Genomic DNA, 18,456 nt, shown 5'->3' with positions numbered 1-18,456 from the left:
TCACACTAGGATTGGTATTTTTCTATTGTCTTTGAAGGGGATGGTTAACTGGGTGCAAAGGCAGGATTTATCGACTTAGCGTAGAAAAGTATGGCTTGTTGCTAGGATGGTATAACTAATGCCGGCGGGATTACTCACTATAGATAAGCTAAACGGATGAGTGAACTCGCTGTCTACAGGTTATGAATTAACCAGTGCGTAAAGAGAACTAACTTATTCATCTTTAAAAATTATTTATAGGATGAAATCATGAAACTGAAATCGATAGCCGTTGCAGTTGGGCTTTGTGTTGCGAGCTTGAGTACTGGCTTAAGTGCGGCCTACGCCAGCGATAAAACCATTTACCTTACCTTTGATGATGGTCCAATTGACGCGACCTTAGGGCTGTTAGATGCGTTAAAGGATGCCAATATTAAGGCGACGTTCTTTATTAATGCGTTTCATATGTATGGCGAAGGAGATGAAAACGAGGCATTAGCGGCTGTCGCCCTACAACGTTTGCTAGACGATGGTCATATTCTGGCAAACCACAGTTACGATCATATGCTGCATAACTGCACTGATGGCGTGCAATCTGGGGCGGCATATTGTAATCAAGTTGGACTCTGGCCTGTAAAATCCTATCAAGATGCGGCCACCGATTTCACCTATTTTGTGACGAACACGGCCAAAGTGGTTGAACTTATTCCTAATGCCGCCAGTTATCCCAATAACAAGATGACTAAGTTGGCACGTTTGCCTTACACCAATGGTTGGCGAGTGACCAGTAAACTCAAAGGCGACGGCTTGTGTGCGACATCCGATACTGTGCCGCCTTGGGACCCAGCTTTTGCTTGTACCGCAGAAACCTCGACCAACAGTTCGCAAGTTGCGGTGCAAATTCAAAACATGCTCGCCGAGAGTGACTATAAAATATTTGGCTGGGATCTAGATTGGGGACCTGAGGATTGGGGGGTTGCCTTTCCTGCTGAATCTATGGCCGATGGGGTTGAGCTGGTGGCAAAAGTCAATCAAGTGATCAACACCTGTGCGGGCACCACAATGAACCCTCTTAACAGTCGCACGCAGAACTTAGATTGCAGCGATGGTTTGCACGACGGTAAAGTGGTGATCTTGACCCACGACTTCCTGTTTGAGAATGCTCACCGCGGACAAGGTGCAACCATCAACTTGCCTAAAATTAAGCGTTTTGTTGAAGAAGCTCAACGTCAAGGGTATCGTTTTGATACGCTAGATAACTATGCCCCTGCTTGGCAGGATCAGCATAATTATCAACTACCTGAGTTTGTGTCCTATCAAGATAAAATCTATTCCTTAGTGCAAGCGCATTTCTCCCAAAGCAATTGGCAACCAAGCCAAACCCCAGCCTTGTGGAAAAACGAAAAGTAGTGATGTATTGGGCTGAGTATTTACTCAGCCCATCATATTGGTCGAGTAAAAGGCATGTTGCTGAACTTAGCCTGACAAAATTCAAAATAGCGGCATTTTCTACACTTTACCCACTTCGCTTTAACTCAGTATCTGTAATACTGCTCCGACATTGATTTGAAGTTTATCGGTGTTAGAAAAGTAGCGCATAACGAGCGCGATTGGGGAGAGAAGATGAGTACGTTTGTAAAATTAACCATAGCGGCAACCTTAGTGGTATTAGCCTTACTTGCTGCGGGTATTTACCGTTTCAACATGACCAATGATGATATTTATATGGTGATGGAAGATGGACAGGTGATGCAATACGATGAAGCCATGGCGCATGAAAAAACTCAGGCTCAGGCGAATGAGATCGAAACTGTGACACCTTTTGAGGTAAAGCCTGTGGCGAATGCATCGGAAGTGATGCTCAAACTCTTTAGCTTAAATACCGCCAATCCTGTTGAAATAACGCTGCCTGAGGGCGGCAAGTCCGTTGCACTGACACATTTTATTAAGATCAAGCAAACAGAGTTTGCTATGGGCGACTACCAAGATGGTGAGGTAAAAGGTCGAGCATTACTCGATTACTTGCGCATTACACCGTTAAATTTCGATCCCGCTCTAGAGCCGGACACCCAAAGTGACGCACCGATTCAAGATGATCCTAAAATGCAAACTATGCCCTTTGTGGCGCCCTTTATTGTGACGACTCAAGGTTCAGGCGTATTTTGGTATCTTGGATTGTTTAATCTGGATTTTAAACACAATAGCTTGAAACACTTAGGCAGTGTCATGCTTGGCGATCGAATCGAAGTGGATAGTATTGAACCTGTTTATCCTTTTGAAGCCCCATTCAAAATTGCTGTGACTTATCGCGATAGAGCGTCTGACCAACCTATGTCTGAAAGCCCTGAAATAGTCAAAACCATAGAGATGGTAGTGAGTGAGACCAGCATACATAAGTAGCGTGTAAATGCCATTATGGATCTGCGCAGGCTTATGCTAAGTTGTTTTTCGGTCTGTGGGTGATGTTTGCTTCAATAGCAAGCGTTAGCAGGTAATAGGTCAGCATAAGATTTCGACAAGGAGAGTGTCATGCAAGTTAGCAAAATCACTGGGAAATTTGATGTTAAGCTCACTCCAGATAGCCCCTATGCTACTGGCATTGGTGGTGTGACCTTAGGGCGTATGGGCTTAGATAAAACCTTTTATGGTGAGCTTGAGGGGCGCAGCAAAGGGGAAATGCTCAGTGCTATGACGTCAGTCAAGGGCTCAGCTGGCTATGTGGCTATTGAACAAGTGGTTGGTAATTTGTGCGGTAAGCAGGGCAGTTTTGTATTACAACATTTTGGCATTATGACCGATGGACAAAATCGTCTGATCTTAGAAGTGATACCCCATTCTGGGGCGGGGGAGTTGCTGGGGTTAACTGGCACTATGACCATCAATATTGAGAATGGCCAACATTTTTATGCATTCCAGTTTGGCTTTGAAGCTTGAGTAACGCCTGCGTTTTAGCTCAGTTTTCTGTAACTCTTCTCCTTTATGATCATTCGAGTCATCTTAATTCACTCCTCTTAATTTAAGTGAGTAAGTCTTTTCGATTGAGTCTGAAAATGGACATAAAAAAACCAGCTGAGGCTGGTTTTTTTGATTCTTTTTTCATAAAGCACTATCGAACCTTGAGTCTAGATCGGCGTGCTGTTACTTAAAATACGTTTAATTTAAAAAATGCCGTTGTCGCGAGAGTTAAGACACTTTTTTAACAACTTTAATTTTATCAACGACCTTTTTCACATCGTCGGTATTTTCGGCAATTTTCAGTGCTAGTTGACGTTCGGCATCGCTGGCAACTTCACCTTTCAATGTCACTATGCCATTGGCAACATCCACATTAATTTGGGTGCCGGATACGTCAGTTGAAAACAGTAAACGCGTTTTGATGACAGTGGCAACTTTAGAGTCAGTTAAGGTGGCAACAACTTCACTGGTGCCTTCTTTTTCATTCATCACAGTGAGTTGGTTATCGACATCTTTCACCCCATCTAAACTCTTGATGAGCTCTGTGGCGAGGGCTTTATCCACACTGCTTTCCACTTTACCTGTTAACGTCACTTTACCATCTTTGACATCTGTAATGATGTCGAAGGAATTGAGATTCGTGTTGAGCAGTAAAGTGGTTTCTGCTTTACCATCGATCCACGCATCCTTGGTTCCGCCTTTCCAATCTTGGGCGGCAGCCACATTTAAACTGATTGAACCGACAAGTAAAGCCACTAGTACTGATGCTGTTGTAGTTTTCATAATCATATCCTCCGTTGTTTTCTCGAAGCTAGATAATGCGCCAATCGTGCCAATGTTTTTAAGGTAATGATTTTTAATGTTTTAATTGTTTTAATTGTTTTAATTGTTTTATTTGGCGTTTTTATACCTTAGCGTTTTCCTTTTGGTCGGTCTTTTTTACCGACAAAATGTAATTTTTTCTGGCATGCTGAGCCATCATTCGAGCATAAAAAACCGCACTCATCAGTGCGGTATTATGTCTGTAGTAAAAGTGGAGGGGAGTCGGTTAAATATGGCTCACTTAGCGACAGGGAATTAATGGTGATTGAGCGATCCCGTACCGTCGTAACTCATTTGCAGCCAAGCGGCACCCTCTGCAAGTTGGTTTGCAAGTTGTGGCTGATGCGCTTGCCTTACTGCTTGTTTTATTTGGATTAGCACTTGCTGCTCTATATCGACAAGGGCGGTCATAGCCTGCGAGATTTGGCACTGTTGCAGCAATTCTGTTGCTTGAGTATAAGTGACGGGCACGGTGTGACTTAGGCCATTAATTGGCTCGTCAGCCAAACGTCTCAGCTGTTCAAACCGAGTTAACATTCGTTGGTGGATGTTAGCTTTGGCGGAAAAAACACGCTTAAGATTATAGTCTTCGACATACCTCCTCGCTTGGTTGTAAAATGTGAGTCCTTCCTGATTCAGCTTGATGATTTCATCGATCAACATGATATCGGCGCGGATATCAGTCTGATGTTGCACAACATTAGACTTCATTATGGGCCTCCTAATGCCAGTGTTCGACATAGATTGTTTAACTGCTTGGGTAAACTGATTTTGTTTCGTTCAGCTACCATGCATATTCTGTTCTCGTTTTTAATGATATTTTAACAGGCTGATTTTTAGACTGATATTCTCAGTTCATCGAGATATCATCTTAGAACATCGGCAACTATTACCGTTGCTGTTGTTAAAATTTCATGACTGACATACAGTAGTTTTTCATACAGGGAGTAGATACGCATGGCTCGACTGACACTTTTTTATCACTTGCAGGATGTTGGCGCCGAGCAAGCAATCATCGAACTTGCTGGCGCTGCTGACTTTAATAAGCTACGCAGTGTCGATGACTTGCCTTGGATAGAGCAGCTAGGGGCAAATCACGTCGATGTTGCCATTATTGAGTTATCCAGTCTTAGTCGTGAAGATTACCTTGTGCTGCTGGATAATGCGCCCATGTCAAATATTGAGTTTATTTTTCTCTCCGATGGTCAGCCAAACCCTAATCTTGATCAGTTAATGTCTCATTTTGCTGGTTACCACTTTCGCAAACCTTACGATATGCCGCTAATCAGCGAAATTTTTGCTGATTTTGCACAGTATTTAGCGTCATCGCCTAATCGACTGCATCCTTTTGCTAGCGAGCTAGACCAATACGGTTTGCTTGTTGGTTCATCAGCTCCTATGCACAAGCTATACCGCACAATTCGTCGCGTCTCTGCTACAGGCAGTAATGTGCTGATTATTGGGGAAAGTGGGGTCGGGAAAGAACTGGTTGCTAATACCATACATCTTGCCAGCCCTAGGGTAAACGAGCCTTTTATTGCAATTAACTGTGGTGCATTAAGCCCTGAATTGGTCGACAGTGAGCTGTTTGGTCATGTCAAAGGTGCATTTACGGGGGCGAATCGCGATCACAAAGGCGTATTTGAACAGGCTGAAGGCGGAACCTTGTTTCTCGATGAAGTCACTGAAATGCCGATTGATCATCAAGTGAAGTTACTCAGAGTGTTGGAAAATAGCGAGTATCGTCCTGTGGGTGGCGACAAAGTGCAACGTGCAAACGTACGTATTGTGGCAGCGACTAACCGTGATCCCATAGTGGCGATAGAGGCTGGGTTATTTCGAGAAGATTTGTACTTTCGTTTGGCTCAGTTTCCCATTCGCGTTCCGCCCTTACGGGAACGTGGCGAGGATATTATTGGGCTTGCGCAGCATTTTCTTGCCTATCGTAACGTGGCCGAAAAGCAGAATAAGAGCTTAGCTGAAGACTGTATTCAGATGATTGCTAAGTACCCTTGGTCTGGTAATGTGCGCGAATTAAAACATGCTATTGAGCGAGCCTATATTCTGGCCGATCAGGATATTTTACCCAGCCATTTACAGCTACCTCAGACGAATGAAGTGGGTTTATGTGGTGGTGAACAAGTTGTTATCCCCCAAGGCATGCGCTTAGATGATTTAGAGAGAATCGCTATTTATCAAGCACTAGAAACCACTCAGGGTAATAAAACGGATACCGCCGAACAACTGGGGATCAGCGTTAAAACCCTCTACAACAAGCTCAGCAAGTACGAGCAGCAAGTCGAGACCGGTGAAACGACTGCTGAATAAACATTAATTATCAAATTAATATTGAAACAGAGCTAAACTTTATACTCTTTTTTTTGTAAATAATAACTCCTATTCTACAGCCCTTAAACAGAAAAAGCGGAGATAGAATATGAAACACTTATTAACAACAGCATTATGGCTTTCTTTGACAGCCAGTAGTTTTGTGAACGCCACCCCAGCAGTAGGAAGTCTTGAAACAGTCGCTGAATTGCCAATACGACCTGGCAATGTCAGCGTCACTGCACAAGGTCGGATTTTTGCCACAGTACATCCATTTGATACACCATCAGGTTTGCAATTGATTGAAGTTAATCGTGAGACCAACGCTTATAAAGCTTGGCCTTCAATGGATTTGCAAAAAACATCGACAGCCAATACTGCTCAATTTGATACCTTATTAGGTATTGCTCAGGACAAGGCTGGACACCTCTGGACCGCAGATATGGGGTTAGAATTAGGCCAGACAAGGATTTGGGGATTTAACATTAAGGACGGCAGTCTATATAAACAAATCGTCCTACCACAAACTCTCGCGCCTAAAGGCAGCTTTATGCAGGATCTGGTTGTCGATTCACAAAAAGGCTGGATTTATTTAGCCGATATCGCCAACCCTGGCCTCTTAGCGGTGCGTATCGACGATGGTCATACAATACGTTTTTCAGGTCATAGCTCGCTGCAGGCCGAAACGGATGCAGTAATGAACATAGATAACAAAACAACATTGTTTAATGGCAAAGTCGCCAGTGTCGCGGTCAATCCAATCAGTTTATCTGCCGACGGAAGTACACTCTATTATGGTGCAATGAATGGCACTCACTGGTATCAGTTATCGACTGCGGCTTTACAAACAGGCAACGATGATAAAATTATCGCCACGGTAAAATTAGTCGGAGCTAAGCCTGTATCAGATGGCGCAGCAACGTCCAAACAAGGTAATCATTACTTTACCAATTTGAACCACAATGCCATTTCCATGCTAGATAACAAAGGCACGCTAACAACAGCGGTCAGTTCTCCACTACTGGATTTTCCAGATAGTGTGCAATTTGGTGAAACAGGCTGGTTATATATTTCAGTGAATCAATTGCATAAAGCAAAAGCCTTTAATGGAAAAGCCGAAACCGCCAAACCGCCTTACCGTATCATGCGACTCTGGACCGGTGAGGATACTGCTGCGGGTCAATAACACCTTAGCTGCAACTGCAAAGTTGCAGCTTATATTTGCAGTATGAGTTATATCGCAACTGTTTATTTACGTTGATGTGAGTCTTTGGTTTAACTCGAAAGCGTCTAGAAATGAGTTAGGTGTTGATTGTGCAAACTATCAATGCCTCTTATTGTTACTGGCACAGGTCAATATTGAATGGTGAGATAATTTTTGGAACAAGGAACAAGTTCAGTGAAATTCAATCAACCTTCTAAAAATGCATTTTATATTCAAACTCTGAGTACTCAGTACCGACCTCTATTATGGCTGTTTGCTGCTGGGTTATTACTGCTTGGTTTACTCTGCGCCAGAGCAACCTATTTACAACCCGATCCGATACTACAGCTCGTTCTCGGCTGGGTAACACTGTTTCTATTGTTACCCGTGTTACCGACTGCGTTTGTTCAGCAACAGTGTTGGTTAGATGTCGAACGACAACAATTGTGGCTTGGCAAAGGCGTTATTAATGGCAAATCGCTTGGCTTATGGCGCTGGCGGTCCTATGCCTTTTCGGATATTCACTCCGTGCAACTCTATCTGCTGCAAACAACCCATTGGCACCAGTTCGAGCGTAATCGCCAAGCAGAAGATATCGTTGAGCATTATCTCGCTTATCTACAATTGCAGCAGCCTAAGGGCGCGCAACTAAAATTGGCTAACAGCACTGATAGAAAGGAATTACAACAAGCGTTGCAGCAATGTGCGCAGGCAATAGACTGTAAATTTCAGGATTTTAGTAACACCACTCAAAAATCACTTCCCAAAGGTAGTGAATTTAATTTCATGCGGGTACTGGTTCTGCTGGTTATATTTATTTTGTTGAATATTTTATATTTTTTGTTCGTTCTATAAATGCTCAGTCATCCAGCCTAAAAAGTTAGGCTGGATGTCCTCCACAACGATCACTCATCTTGCCCAGTGGTTTCCTGATAAGGAACAAACACTTTAAGAGATGCTGGCTGGACTTCAATAGTGAGATCCGCTGGCTCAAATACTTCACCATCAATCACATATTTACACTTAGGCTGGCTGCTGATAGTGACCTTTTTAGCATGGGCATGATGGACTTTACTTGCACTCGCTTGTTGATCTCGCACATTTTTATTGCCTTCTTTCATCCATCCTGCAATCGCTAATTCAGCGAGGCTAAGCAACTGCTCTTTGGGTTCATCGCCAGCATCCAACCAAGTAATGTCGAGCAACCCGTCGGTCATGTTTGGTTCGCCATCGCCCTGCGCCAACACGCTGGTAAACGGTGCGGCATTGGCAACGATTAGGCTATGGGTCGTCAATGTTGTGGGTTTTGCATCATCTAAGCTGAGCTGGATGGTTAAAGTGATATCGGCATTCACTGCGCGCCATAAGCCATCGAGGTAGGCAAACTGGCCGAGAGCATTTTTACGCTCACGGTTTGCGGATTCAATCATTTGTTGCTCAAACCCTATGCCTACAAGCAACAACACTAACGCCTCATTACAACGCGCGGTATCAATGGCTTGGCAATGCCCTTGAATAATATTATCCAGCGCCTGAGAGATAGGAATAAGCTTACTGCCTAAACCAAAGAGGGCATGACTGAGGGCATTAGTTGTGCCAAGAGGAATGATGCCTAAGACGATATCCGTATCGACGATTTGAGAGGCCACTTCAGTCACAGTACCATCGCCACCACAGGCGATAATGATATCAGCGCCTGCATTACGGGCTTGCTCGGCGAAGACATTTGCGGTTTCGTCTGCTGTTGTGAGTTTTAAAGTCAGGTCAAAATAGGCTTTGAGTTCATCTTGGATTTGCTCGCGGTATTCTTGCCATTTCCCGCCACCAGAAACTGGGTTGGCGATAATCCACGCCACTTTGTGGATGTTAATTTTCCCTTGACTGAGCATGCGATCTAGCGCGCGTAATTGCCATTTGTTTAAGCCAGCGGTTTTGCGGATTTGCTTTATCTGTTGCAGTACTTCGGCGAAGTGCTGTTGTTTATCTTTACAAACCAAATAAGCGGCGAGTACAAGCACTGAGCGGCCACGACCCATAGCACAGTGAATGAGTACCTGTTTATTGGCGCGCACTTGGCGGTGCAGCCAGTTAACGGCTTGATTGAGTTGGGCGCTGGTCGGTACGCTATGGTCGAGGATGGGAATATTTAAATACTCGATATGATCTTCAAATTGCGACCAATCTAAGCCATCAAATTCAGCGGTGACATCCAGAATGGCAGTGATCTTATTGGCTTTAATCGTTTCCAGATCTGCGGAAAAGAGTCTACAGCCGAGATACAGATGTTCATCAATCCTCTGCATGGGCGGTACTGAATCGTATTTTCTGGCCCAGTGATTATAGAGTCGACTGCCTAATAAAAAGGGAATAAAACCCCAACGAATATACCAAGGAATAGTGCCATCTTGGCGTTTTCTAAAAATACTGGCGAGATTAAACCAATAGGCTGAACCGACTAAAAACAGTGACAGACTTGTCCATGCACAAATGAAAGTGAGCAGGGGAGAAGTGTCTGTTACTGCAAAATAGGCTAACAATACTGCACCTGCAGTGTACAAATATTTGATGTGGATCTTCGTTAGCATGCAAGTCCTCCAATGCCATTGTTCTTGGTTAAAATCGTTGCACTTGAATGGATAGATGTCGAGATGAGAGATGCAGAAATGAGCGAGTCTAAACCAAAAGGGTGGCAGTAGACGAGTCTATTGCCACCCTAAAGTGAGGTTTGTTTAGCACTTAGTATCTTTAGCTTTAACACCTTCTTTGACTTCTTCACAGGCATCTTCGATGGCATTACCTGTATCAGTCATTACTTCATCGATTTTTTCGCCCGCGTCTTCGGCTTTGTTATCACTACAGGCCGTTAAACCTAGGGCGAGTAATAATGCGAATGCAGCACTTGTCATCAGGGTAAATGGTTTCATATCTATCTCCTTTTCTAAAAAAATTATAGTCGCGGTGATTTACCCTTAAGGGCATTGATCAGCAGAGAAATCACTAATAACACAATAAATATGAAGAAAATGATTTTCGCTATTCCCGCCGCTGCGCCAGCAATCCCAGCAAATCCTAACAACCCGGCAATCACGGCAACAACTAGAAATACTAATGTCCAACCTAGCATAATAACCTCCTGCCCTTGTATTAATCCTTCTCATGACCGTTTGTGTCACTTGTAAGGTAACGGCTAATGGCTCTTACTTGATTGCGATCTTAATGCCAACTTTAAAAATTTTAAGTAGTTAATTGATTTTAAATATAATTTAAATCATTTTATTTAAAATGGTGTGAGTGAATTAAAAGAGGGGTAGGCAATTTTTACCTAAGCTTCGGTAAGAGTTTCAGCCTAATACGTTGAATCAAAGACTGTGAGCTGATGTCGTCCATAAGTAAAGACAAATAAAAGCCGACACTGTGAGTTTGTGTCGGCTTGAAGATATTATGATCTTATAATACAAGATGATAGGAGCTAAATACGTTTAAAAACGATTTAATGGTTTCCAGCGCTGCAGGCTAACTGGAATGCTCGCGCCTTGGGATAACAGCAAGTTAATCCGGGATTGATACGCCGCGCCCACCATTAAATGTTTGGCTAAATCCACCGCATTACGGGCCTTATAGTCATCTAAATAACTGCCTTTCGCCCAAGCATTAAATGCACCTAGCGCTGGGCCTGCCCAAATTTGGTAATCCATTTCGCGGCCGACTTCACCTGTGTTTGACCAGCGGCTCGAAAGACCTAAATACCAGCGGAAAATCAATGCCATCTTACGTTTTGGGTTATCCAGCGCGCGCTCGATTTGCTTGGGATCGCGCTCGTTAAAGTGGGCGACTGTGCCAGCCCAAATGTCATCGAGTGATGAGCGGAACACTTGCTCTTCGAGCTTTTTACGCTCGTCCGCAGGGATGGCATCAATCGAGTCGTAACGGGTGTAGATTTCATAAAGCTTATTGGCGCGCATCGGGAACAGAGTGCCGCGCTTAACCACTTGTAATTTCACGCCCATTTCGAACATATCGGCGGCAGGCGCCATAGTCACATCGGCCATTTCTGTGGTGGCGAGTAACTTACGGGTGTGTTCGCTGGCGCCCGCTTCGACGCAAGCTTGGTTGATAGAACCTGTGACGATGAATGCCGCGCCCATGTTGAAGGTGGCTAATGCTGCATCGGGTGTACCGACGCCGCCGCCTGCGCCAACACGGATTGGCGTTTTATATTGATATTTAGCTTGGATTTCATCTTTTAGTGCCAAAATTGTCGGCAATAGCGTGACCAATGGACGATTGTCGGTATGGCCGCCAGAGTCGGCTTCGGCTGTTATGTCGTCCGCCATTGGCACAAGTTGCGCCATCGCCATTTGATCTTGGCTGATAAGGCCATCACTTACTAATTGCTGGAGGATTTTGGCAGGCGCCGGCTCCATAAACTTAGTCGCGACTTCGGTGCGGCTGATTTTGGCGATAACTTTGTTGCCAATGACGATGTCGCCATGTGCGTCGCGGCTCAAACCTGCGGCGCGGTAATAGACGATTTGCGGCGTTAAACCTAAAAATGCCGAGGCTTCGACCGTGCGCACTTTATGTTTTAAAAACAGCTCAACGCTGCCGCGCTCTAATGCGGGCTCGCTTGGGCTGTGAATTAAGTTAAAAGCGTAAGGGCCATTGGGCAGCGCTGCTTGAATGCGGGTAATGGCCGCTTCAACACGGGATGGAATTAACCCCGCCGCGCCAAATGAGCACAAAATGCCCGCTTGGCCAAGGGCGATAACCAGTTCTTCCGAGGCAATACCGTTTGCCATAGCGCCGGCGTAGTAAGCGTATTTGACACCGTGGACGCGGCGAAAATTACTGTCGCCTAAACTTTGGGTGCCAAGGGCAGGGGCAAAGGCGCTGACAGGGTGTGAGCCCAATGGCGCTTGGCTGTCACTGGTGGTCACTTCGGCCGTTTGCGCTATGCCTAAGCCTTTTTCACTGTGATTGACTAAGTAACAGGCTTGGCTTAAATCTTTGAGTTTTTTGCCTAATGAGTCGATATCAAAGCTCAGCGCTGCATCGTTGACTTGCCACGGCCAAGGGCTGAGTTTTTCGTTATTACTATTGAATTGATCTAGAGTATGGCTAGTCATCTTGGGTCTCGTTTTTAATGCTGCTGCGTTGCTATTACTTGAGTAAAAAGTTCGGGTGTAAAAAGCCAACGCAGCGGCAGGATTATTTTTAAGTGATTCAATAAATAGAATTTACCGCATTAAGCTTCTTCAATACAGATGGCGATATCTTTGACTTCATAAATCCGCAGGCCATCTTTACTCAAATTGGCATCGCCCATAATGATGCGTTTGCCATTGTCGTCTGTCACGCTGGTAATGTGCACATCCAGCGACATCTGCTTGTTTAATGGGTTAATTTGGCCGCGATACTTCCATTTGATATCCGACAATATCTGGCCAAATTTTGGACTCTTAAAACCCGCACCAAGGTCTTGGTCAATCGCATAGGTTTGCATCAGCTCAATAATGGCTTCAACCCCTAATGAGCCTGGCATCACAGGGTCTTGATGGAAATGGAATTGGAAGAACCAATCACTCGGGTCAATGGTGCGCTCGGCGTATAAATAGCCAAGGCCCGCTTTACCACCGGCTTTCACGATTTCAGCCTTGTCGATAAAGTTAAGTTGACCGCCCGCTAAACGGTAATGTGGCTGACCTTGTGGTGCATTAAAGCTGCGATGTTGTTTATCTAACAGATTGATTTGGCTATCGGCTACTATGCCATTTTGCACATGCCAAGGCTGAGTGATCTTGCCGTTGTCTATGCCGAGTTGGTTTTTCAGCGCATCGCCCTTGAAGTAACCAAACACCGCTTTACCTTGGTAGAAAGGCTCGCCATCGCAGCTTAGCTCGAAGCTAAAATTCTGGATAATGTTGCTACCTGCAATCACAGTCGATAATAGACGTGAGTCGTTCACTATGGTTTTGCCGCGTAAATCCACATGGCGCAGCAACTTACCGCTACCGTCTAAGTTACGGAAAAACAGCTCTTGGCCGGGGAAGCCCAAGGTGGTACCCATATAGCCTGAGATAAAGCCGTTTGGCTGCAGTGATATTTCCATCAGCACAGAATAGGGCATCACAGCATGATGGCTGTTTTTAGCGTAATACCAAGCGTTTGCGGGCACTTCGTATTCAGCGATACACGATGATGGCTTTTTCAGCTCGCCGCGTTTGCCGTCAATCGCAATGACACGAGTCGTGAGCTGCAAATCACCGCAGGGCGTACGCGGTGGAATTAGGCCGCGATAGATGCTGAAATCGGGGCCGAAGCAGTTTTCGATATCGCCCGTGGCAAATTCGAACATGTGATACGGCGTGAACGGCAGGGTATCGGGCACGCGGTTGGCATACTTTGAATCCGCTGGCGCGACGGGCGCAGCTACATGCTTAAGCGGTACTACGCCTTTGTTGGTTGGCGCAGTTAAATCGGGCAGCTGCGCCATCAGCGGCGCGGCTGCTGTGGTTGTAATCAGTGAAGTATTCGTATCGTTATCCGTAATATAACGAGTGCATTCGGCTTCTTCTTTGATCATCACCCCAAGGTTTTGGAAATCCACCACTACTTTACCATTGAGCAGAATATCGATATTCGCCTTCGCATAGGGGCGCGGGCTCATGCCGATTTCGGTGATTTCCATGCGATAGGTGAGCAGGCCTGATTGCGGTAACACTTGACCGCGACAACGCACTTTTTGTGATGCGTTTTCGAGCGGTTGGAAACGACCATCTTTAACACCGAGGTGCATACCAATATGCAGCATAAAGAATTGCAGTAATTGACCACAACCTTCGGCCATTAATGATCCCGCCATCACTTGGTCGCCCTTAAAATGACATGGGAAATACCAATGATCGGCTTCGAGCTGCTTATGGCCTTGAACTGAACCTAAGCCCCATGCGCCGCCATGCACCTCAAGATTGCTGACTTGTTCAATCATCAGGAATTTTTCAGAGGCAAAACACAAAGAGGGCTGCAAACCGTGTTGGGCTTGATGCGCCGCATGGGCGCCGCTAAAACAGCCACCGATATCGGCGCCGAGCAATTTATGGATTTGGCTGTAATCAAATTGGCTTTGCGCGCAATCAAGCAGCGGATTAAAGCGCTGTTTATTCGGATTATTCAAGGCGAGGTTGCGCGCTTTGATTTCAGCTTCGGTGTGAATAACGCCTTTACCGTCGGCCAGTTCTTTATCGGTGAAGAAGCCGGCACAGCCGCCATCCATTTTAAGGATCAGCTTGTCACCCACGAAACATTCGTAGGAGAAGAAGAACAACAAGGTATCGCCATTGCGGGCAAAGTGATTGATGGAAATGTCGTAGCGCAGGGTGTCACCACCGCGCGGTAAGTCGCCAAGGAAGGTCAGGGTGCAATCGAGCAGGCGATAAACGCGCTCGCCCTTGTTTTCAAAATCGATACCTAAGTAGCTGATCAGCATCAAGTCGCATTGACCCGATTCGACCGCCACGGCCCAAGGGATTTGGCCATCGACCAAATACGGCGCGTCCACAGGAATGTCGTATTCCGTGGTCATAGTGCAAGGCTGATATTGGTTCATCTGGGCGTTTAATTTCGTTACCCGAGATACCAGCAAATAGTCAGTCGTTGGCAGGCGTACACGACGCGAATAGCTGTCGATAATGGCATAATCTGGGCCAAATACTTTAGCAATATCACCTTCGGCGTACTCGACTAAATCCGCATAATCCCAAATGCAAGGCTTGCTTATCGGTGTTGGCGGCGTGTACTCAGGCACTTTTGCATGATTGGGATAAAGCACTGGATGTGGAAGAACCGCTGTCGCAGATGCCTGAACAATGGCTTGCTGTTGTACTGGCGCAGCTTGGCCATTGACGGCTAACTCGCTGGCAAGCTGGGCTTTCATCAAGGCATCGGCTAGTTTCAAGCCTTCAGCACGGCTTTGTAAAAAGGCTAAATGGGCTTCACGGGCGAGTTGCTGATTGCTTAAAAATGCCGCGTCTTTTAGCTCTGCTTGAGTGGCGTTTTTATTGGTGCTTAGGGCATTCATTGGCATGCTGCTTAATGTCTCTTTTTGTTGAGCCGTGGTTGGGCTGCTTGTTGCAAAGCGACTCGTGTCTTTGCTCGCTATTTGGGCCAAATGTTTGCGTTGGCTGCGCGCTGGCAGTGCTGTCATGGCTTGGGCTTTTTGTTGTATAGCATCAAGGCCTGCGAGCGGCGTATCTAGGATATGCTGATAGATATCGCGGCCACCGAGCGTTACTTGTTTTATTAAGTGTTTTTGCTCAGAAAGCGTTAAATCTTGTTCAAGCCTTTGCTGCAAATTGTATGCTTGCGTGGCACTTTGGCTGAGCAGTAACTGCGAGCATTTACCTTGGCTAAACGTGGCAACGAGCGCGTGCTGCTGAGCTTGAGAAGAATGCTTGTTAAGTTGCGCTTGATTTTTAAGCTGCACCTGATTTTTAAGCTGAAGCAGCGCGCTCAAAATACTCGCCATTCCCGCAGCGGCAAAGTTGTGGCCTAGGGTATCAGCGGCTTGGCTGCGCTCACTCACACTCGGCAGCAGGGTATTGAGTACCTGCTCTGAATCGGCAAGTTGCTCAACCGCAATACTGGTTTCAATCAAGCTAATCTGGCTGCTATTCACCTTGGCTTGGGTTAGCAAGTCATCGCAAATACGCACAGTGTTGCTATTACCTTGTATGTCACAAATCGCGCCAAATACTTGGCCGCTGATGTGACCATAACTGTCGCCATAGCTGCTATTGGCATTAGCATTGTCAGCGGCATTACTTGGCTGGGCTGCACTTGATTGCGCTGTTGTGAGCACTAACGCGCCAGCACCTTCACCGACTTTCCAGCCTGCGTCAGTGGCAGTAAATGCCACTGGCGATACGGCGTTTTTAAGGATCACTTGCTCTAAACTGCCACTTAAATCGACGGCGGCGATCACTACGGCATCTAAGGACTCTTGGGACAACAGGTTTTCGGCCACATCGATACAGCGGGCGACCGATTGCTCCGCCGCCGAAATGGTAAAAGCTGGGCCGTTAAAGTCCCAAAGGGATGCGATACGTGACGCCATGATGTTGCCAATAAAACTGGTGTATTGGTTCAGTTTGGCGGCATCGAGCACACTGTCCATGGCGATCTTTTCAAGGGCGAGATACTCAGCTTGTGTGAGTGTTATCCCTTGTTTTTTAAGGCTGTCGGCCAGTTGAGTGTGTAGATTTACGCGGCCACGGAACTGGTGTAATTCCAGTTCAGTTTCCATCGCTACTAATACAGCAACCTTGCCACCGGGCTTTAAGTTGGCATCACGAATCGCTTCATCAGCCACTTTGATTAGCAGCAGTTGCTGGGAGATCAGGCGGTCATCTTCATTGGGCGGCACTTTAAAACGCAGAAAGTCAAAATCGAACTGGTCGATATACGCGCCCTGTGGTGCGGCTGCGAGGCCAGTTCCGCTTAAACCAAAGTTGGCCAGAATATCAGGGTGTTTGTCTAAGCCTTTCCAGCGTTTAGCGGGCAGCGGGATAAAGGCATGCTGCTTTGCGCTTATCGTGTTATCCAGTGCATTAATGGAGGATAAAGGCCCAAAGTGCGATGCTAAACCAATGATATTTAATGGCGTATGCTGGTAACTTACTGCGGCTTGTTCACTCTTTTTGTTTGTATTAGCAGCATAGGATTCCAGCAACAAATGCGCGTTACAGCCGCCAAAACCAAACACGGAAACACCGGCGTGGCGGCGGTCATTGCCGGCTTTATCTGGCCAAGCATGCAATTCAGTTGGCAGATTTTTTGCGCTAAACAAGCCCTTAGGCGAAGATATCGGCGCTGATAAGTTAATACTTGGCGGCAGTCGGCCCGAGCGCATGGCAAAAATCATCTTCATGATCCCCGGCATGCCTGCGGCGGTGAGTAAATGGCCTAAGTTGGATTTTGCTGAACCGATCAGCGGCACTGCAGAGCCAGCGAGTTTGTCCTCGAAGAAGCGCTCCATCGAGGCGAGTTCGACCTTATCCCCAAGCGGCGTGCCCGTGGCATGGCATTCAATCACTTCGATATTGGCAGGAAGTGTATTTGCCGCGCTATAGGCGCGCTCGAAGGCTTGAACTTGGCCCTTGCTGTTGGGGCTTAATACAAACTGGCCTTTACCGTCGTTCGATAAACCAATGCCGCTGACGACTGCGTAGATGTTATCGCCATCGCGCTCGGCATCTTCTAAGCGTTTTAAGACTAACACCCCTGCGCCTTCTCCGGCGAATAAGCCCTTGCTGTTGCTATCAAAGGGTGCCGAGATTCCATGATCAGGGTAGGCGTGGAAAATCGAGAATCCCATGTTGATAAAGAAGGGATCTGCGCCCGATACTGCGCCCGCAAGCATCATATCGGCCTTGCCTGTGGTCAGGTAATCGCAGGCGAGTTTAAGTGCGTAAACCGAGCTAGCGCAGGCGGCGTCCAGGCTTAACTGAGTACCACCTAAACCGAGTGCATCGCTGACTAGCTTTGAAGCTGTGTGAGCAACGGCGCCATTGGCGACGTTTAATGCTTGCTCGACGTTTAACGCTTCTCCAGCGTGAGCTTGGTTAAAATCAGCCAGTTGAAAAGCGCTTTGGTTAAGTTTGTTTTGCAGCGCCTTTTCAACGGTTTGATGATACAGAGGCAAAAACAGTTCGTTGGAGCGGGCGGTCGGGAACGACAAGGTTCCCATTACGATACCAGTGCGCGCCAGTACTGCATCGCTTGGGGCAATCCCTGCGTCTTGCAGGGCTTTACGACTGCAATCGAGTGCCCATAAAAAGCTTTCATCTAACCCGTCAAAGGCGGACTCAGGCAGTTGATAACCCTTGGCATCAAACTCAAAGTGTTGGATGTAGCCGCCCTTATCACAGTAAAAACGGTCAGACTGACCTTGCACACCTTGGTAATCGGCGGGATTGGCATTGAGCTTCTCGCGGCTGATTTTGGTGCGAGAGTCTTTTTTATCCAGCAGATTTTGCCAGAAAGTTTGAGGATTATCGGCGTCAGGATACTGAGTCGCGAGGCCGACAATCGCAATTTTTGATGCGCTTTTTGACGCACTTTTTGACAAAATCATAGGCACGGTAGTTTTATCAATAGTAGGGGAATGCTGA

General features: G+C 46.3%; 13 protein-coding genes. 6 read left to right on the top strand and 7 right to left on the bottom strand.

Going from position 1 to position 18,456, the window contains the following annotated elements; translation table 11 throughout:
• Positions 1 to 249 precede the first annotated feature (249 nt).
• The 3 genes from L5M28_RS00515 (at position 250) to L5M28_RS00505 (ending at position 2,913) form a co-directional block, all read left to right on the top strand.
• The gene (locus tag L5M28_RS00515) at positions 250 to 1,389 is read left to right on the top strand and encodes a polysaccharide deacetylase family protein (protein WP_263202088.1); all 1,140 of its coding nucleotides are present in this window, start codon (positions 250 to 252) and stop codon (positions 1,387 to 1,389) included.
• A gap of 213 nt (positions 1,390 to 1,602) precedes the next feature.
• On the top strand, positions 1,603 to 2,379 hold the full coding sequence (locus tag L5M28_RS00510; RefSeq protein WP_105249748.1) for a hypothetical protein: 777 nt from the start codon (positions 1,603 to 1,605) through the stop codon (positions 2,377 to 2,379).
• Between the two features lie 129 nt (positions 2,380 to 2,508).
• On the top strand, positions 2,509 to 2,913 hold the full coding sequence (locus L5M28_RS00505) for a DUF3224 domain-containing protein (RefSeq protein WP_263138089.1): 405 nt from the start codon (positions 2,509 to 2,511) through the stop codon (positions 2,911 to 2,913).
• A gap of 249 nt (positions 2,914 to 3,162) precedes the next feature.
• Here L5M28_RS00505 and L5M28_RS00500 read toward each other — a convergent pair whose 3' ends face one another.
• The gene (locus tag L5M28_RS00500; RefSeq protein ID WP_105249747.1) at positions 3,163 to 3,717 is read right to left on the bottom strand and encodes a BON domain-containing protein; all 555 of its coding nucleotides are present in this window, start codon (positions 3,715 to 3,717) and stop codon (positions 3,163 to 3,165) included.
• A 294-nt stretch (positions 3,718 to 4,011) separates the two neighbouring features.
• A complete protein-coding gene (locus L5M28_RS00495; RefSeq protein WP_028760642.1) occupies positions 4,012 to 4,467 on the bottom strand; it encodes a hypothetical protein in 456 nt (151 codons plus the stop codon).
• 246 nt (positions 4,468 to 4,713) lie between these two features.
• On the opposite strand from L5M28_RS00495, the gene L5M28_RS00490 reads away from it, so the two are divergent.
• The 3 genes from L5M28_RS00490 (at position 4,714) to L5M28_RS00480 (ending at position 8,143) form a co-directional block, all read left to right on the top strand.
• On the top strand, positions 4,714 to 6,084 hold the full coding sequence (locus L5M28_RS00490) for a sigma-54 interaction domain-containing protein (protein WP_263202086.1): 1,371 nt from the start codon (positions 4,714 to 4,716) through the stop codon (positions 6,082 to 6,084).
• Between the two features lie 109 nt (positions 6,085 to 6,193).
• Entirely contained in the window at positions 6,194 to 7,270 is a 1,077-nt protein-coding gene (locus tag L5M28_RS00485) for a major royal jelly family protein (protein WP_263202085.1), read from the top strand.
• 213 nt (positions 7,271 to 7,483) lie between these two features.
• Positions 7,484 to 8,143, top strand: coding sequence for a hypothetical protein (locus tag L5M28_RS00480; RefSeq protein WP_263196759.1), 660 nt, complete (start codon positions 7,484 to 7,486; stop codon positions 8,141 to 8,143).
• A 50-nt stretch (positions 8,144 to 8,193) separates the two neighbouring features.
• On the opposite strand, the gene L5M28_RS00475 is transcribed toward L5M28_RS00480, so the two are convergent.
• The 5 genes from L5M28_RS00475 to L5M28_RS00455 all read right to left on the bottom strand — a co-directional run bounded on the left by L5M28_RS00475 (position 8,194) and on the right by L5M28_RS00455 (position 18,419).
• On the bottom strand, positions 8,194 to 9,873 hold the full coding sequence (locus tag L5M28_RS00475) for a diacylglycerol kinase family protein (protein ID WP_263196757.1): 1,680 nt from the start codon (positions 9,871 to 9,873) through the stop codon (positions 8,194 to 8,196).
• Between the two features lie 144 nt (positions 9,874 to 10,017).
• Positions 10,018 to 10,212 carry a hypothetical protein gene (locus L5M28_RS00470; protein WP_028760637.1) on the bottom strand — a complete coding sequence of 65 codons (195 nt, stop codon included), beginning with the start codon at positions 10,210 to 10,212 and terminating at the stop codon, positions 10,018 to 10,020.
• A gap of 23 nt (positions 10,213 to 10,235) precedes the next feature.
• Positions 10,236 to 10,412, bottom strand: a complete 177-nt coding sequence (locus L5M28_RS00465; RefSeq protein ID WP_028760636.1) for a DUF1328 family protein — start codon at positions 10,410 to 10,412, stop codon at positions 10,236 to 10,238.
• A gap of 355 nt (positions 10,413 to 10,767) precedes the next feature.
• Positions 10,768 to 12,414: an eicosapentaenoate synthase subunit PfaD gene (gene pfaD / locus L5M28_RS00460; RefSeq protein ID WP_263196756.1), complete on the bottom strand. Its 1,647-nt coding sequence runs from the start codon at positions 12,412 to 12,414 to the stop codon at positions 10,768 to 10,770.
• Between the two features lie 119 nt (positions 12,415 to 12,533).
• Positions 12,534 to 18,419: a beta-ketoacyl synthase N-terminal-like domain-containing protein gene (locus tag L5M28_RS00455; protein ID WP_263202147.1), complete on the bottom strand. Its 5,886-nt coding sequence runs from the start codon at positions 18,417 to 18,419 to the stop codon at positions 12,534 to 12,536.
• Positions 18,420 to 18,456 lie beyond the last annotated feature (37 nt).

This window comes from Shewanella sp. SW32, from assembly GCF_025653365.1.
GTDB classification, from domain to species: domain Bacteria; phylum Pseudomonadota; class Gammaproteobacteria; order Enterobacterales; family Shewanellaceae; genus Shewanella; species Shewanella oncorhynchi.
Note: the sequence above shows the minus strand (reverse complement) of the source record. Positions and strands in the feature narration are given on the sequence as shown.

What these genes read in the sequence shown, in the direction of transcription:
- L5M28_RS00465 (WP_028760636.1), bottom strand. Translation starts at nt 10,412, where the DNA reads ATGCTAGGTTGGACATTAGTATTTCTAGTTGTTGCCGTGATTGCCGGG.
- L5M28_RS00500 (WP_105249747.1), bottom strand. Translation starts at nt 3,717, where the DNA reads ATGAAAACTACAACAGCATCAGTACTAGTGGCTTTACTTGTCGGTTCA.
- pfaD (WP_263196756.1), bottom strand. Translation starts at nt 12,414, where the DNA reads ATGACTAGCCATACTCTAGATCAATTCAATAGTAATAACGAAAAACTC.
- L5M28_RS00510 (WP_105249748.1), top strand. Translation starts at nt 1,603, where the DNA reads ATGAGTACGTTTGTAAAATTAACCATAGCGGCAACCTTAGTGGTATTA.
- L5M28_RS00495 (WP_028760642.1), bottom strand. Translation starts at nt 4,467, where the DNA reads ATGAAGTCTAATGTTGTGCAACATCAGACTGATATCCGCGCCGATATC.
- L5M28_RS00470 (WP_028760637.1), bottom strand. Translation starts at nt 10,212, where the DNA reads ATGAAACCATTTACCCTGATGACAAGTGCTGCATTCGCATTATTACTC.
- L5M28_RS00505 (WP_263138089.1), top strand. Translation starts at nt 2,509, where the DNA reads ATGCAAGTTAGCAAAATCACTGGGAAATTTGATGTTAAGCTCACTCCA.
- L5M28_RS00475 (WP_263196757.1), bottom strand. Translation starts at nt 9,873, where the DNA reads ATGCTAACGAAGATCCACATCAAATATTTGTACACTGCAGGTGCAGTA.
- L5M28_RS00455 (WP_263202147.1), bottom strand. Translation starts at nt 18,419, where the DNA reads ATGATTTTGTCAAAAAGTGCGTCAAAAAGCGCATCAAAAATTGCGATT.
- L5M28_RS00515 (WP_263202088.1), top strand. Translation starts at nt 250, where the DNA reads ATGAAACTGAAATCGATAGCCGTTGCAGTTGGGCTTTGTGTTGCGAGC.
- L5M28_RS00490 (WP_263202086.1), top strand. Translation starts at nt 4,714, where the DNA reads ATGGCTCGACTGACACTTTTTTATCACTTGCAGGATGTTGGCGCCGAG.
- L5M28_RS00485 (WP_263202085.1), top strand. Translation starts at nt 6,194, where the DNA reads ATGAAACACTTATTAACAACAGCATTATGGCTTTCTTTGACAGCCAGT.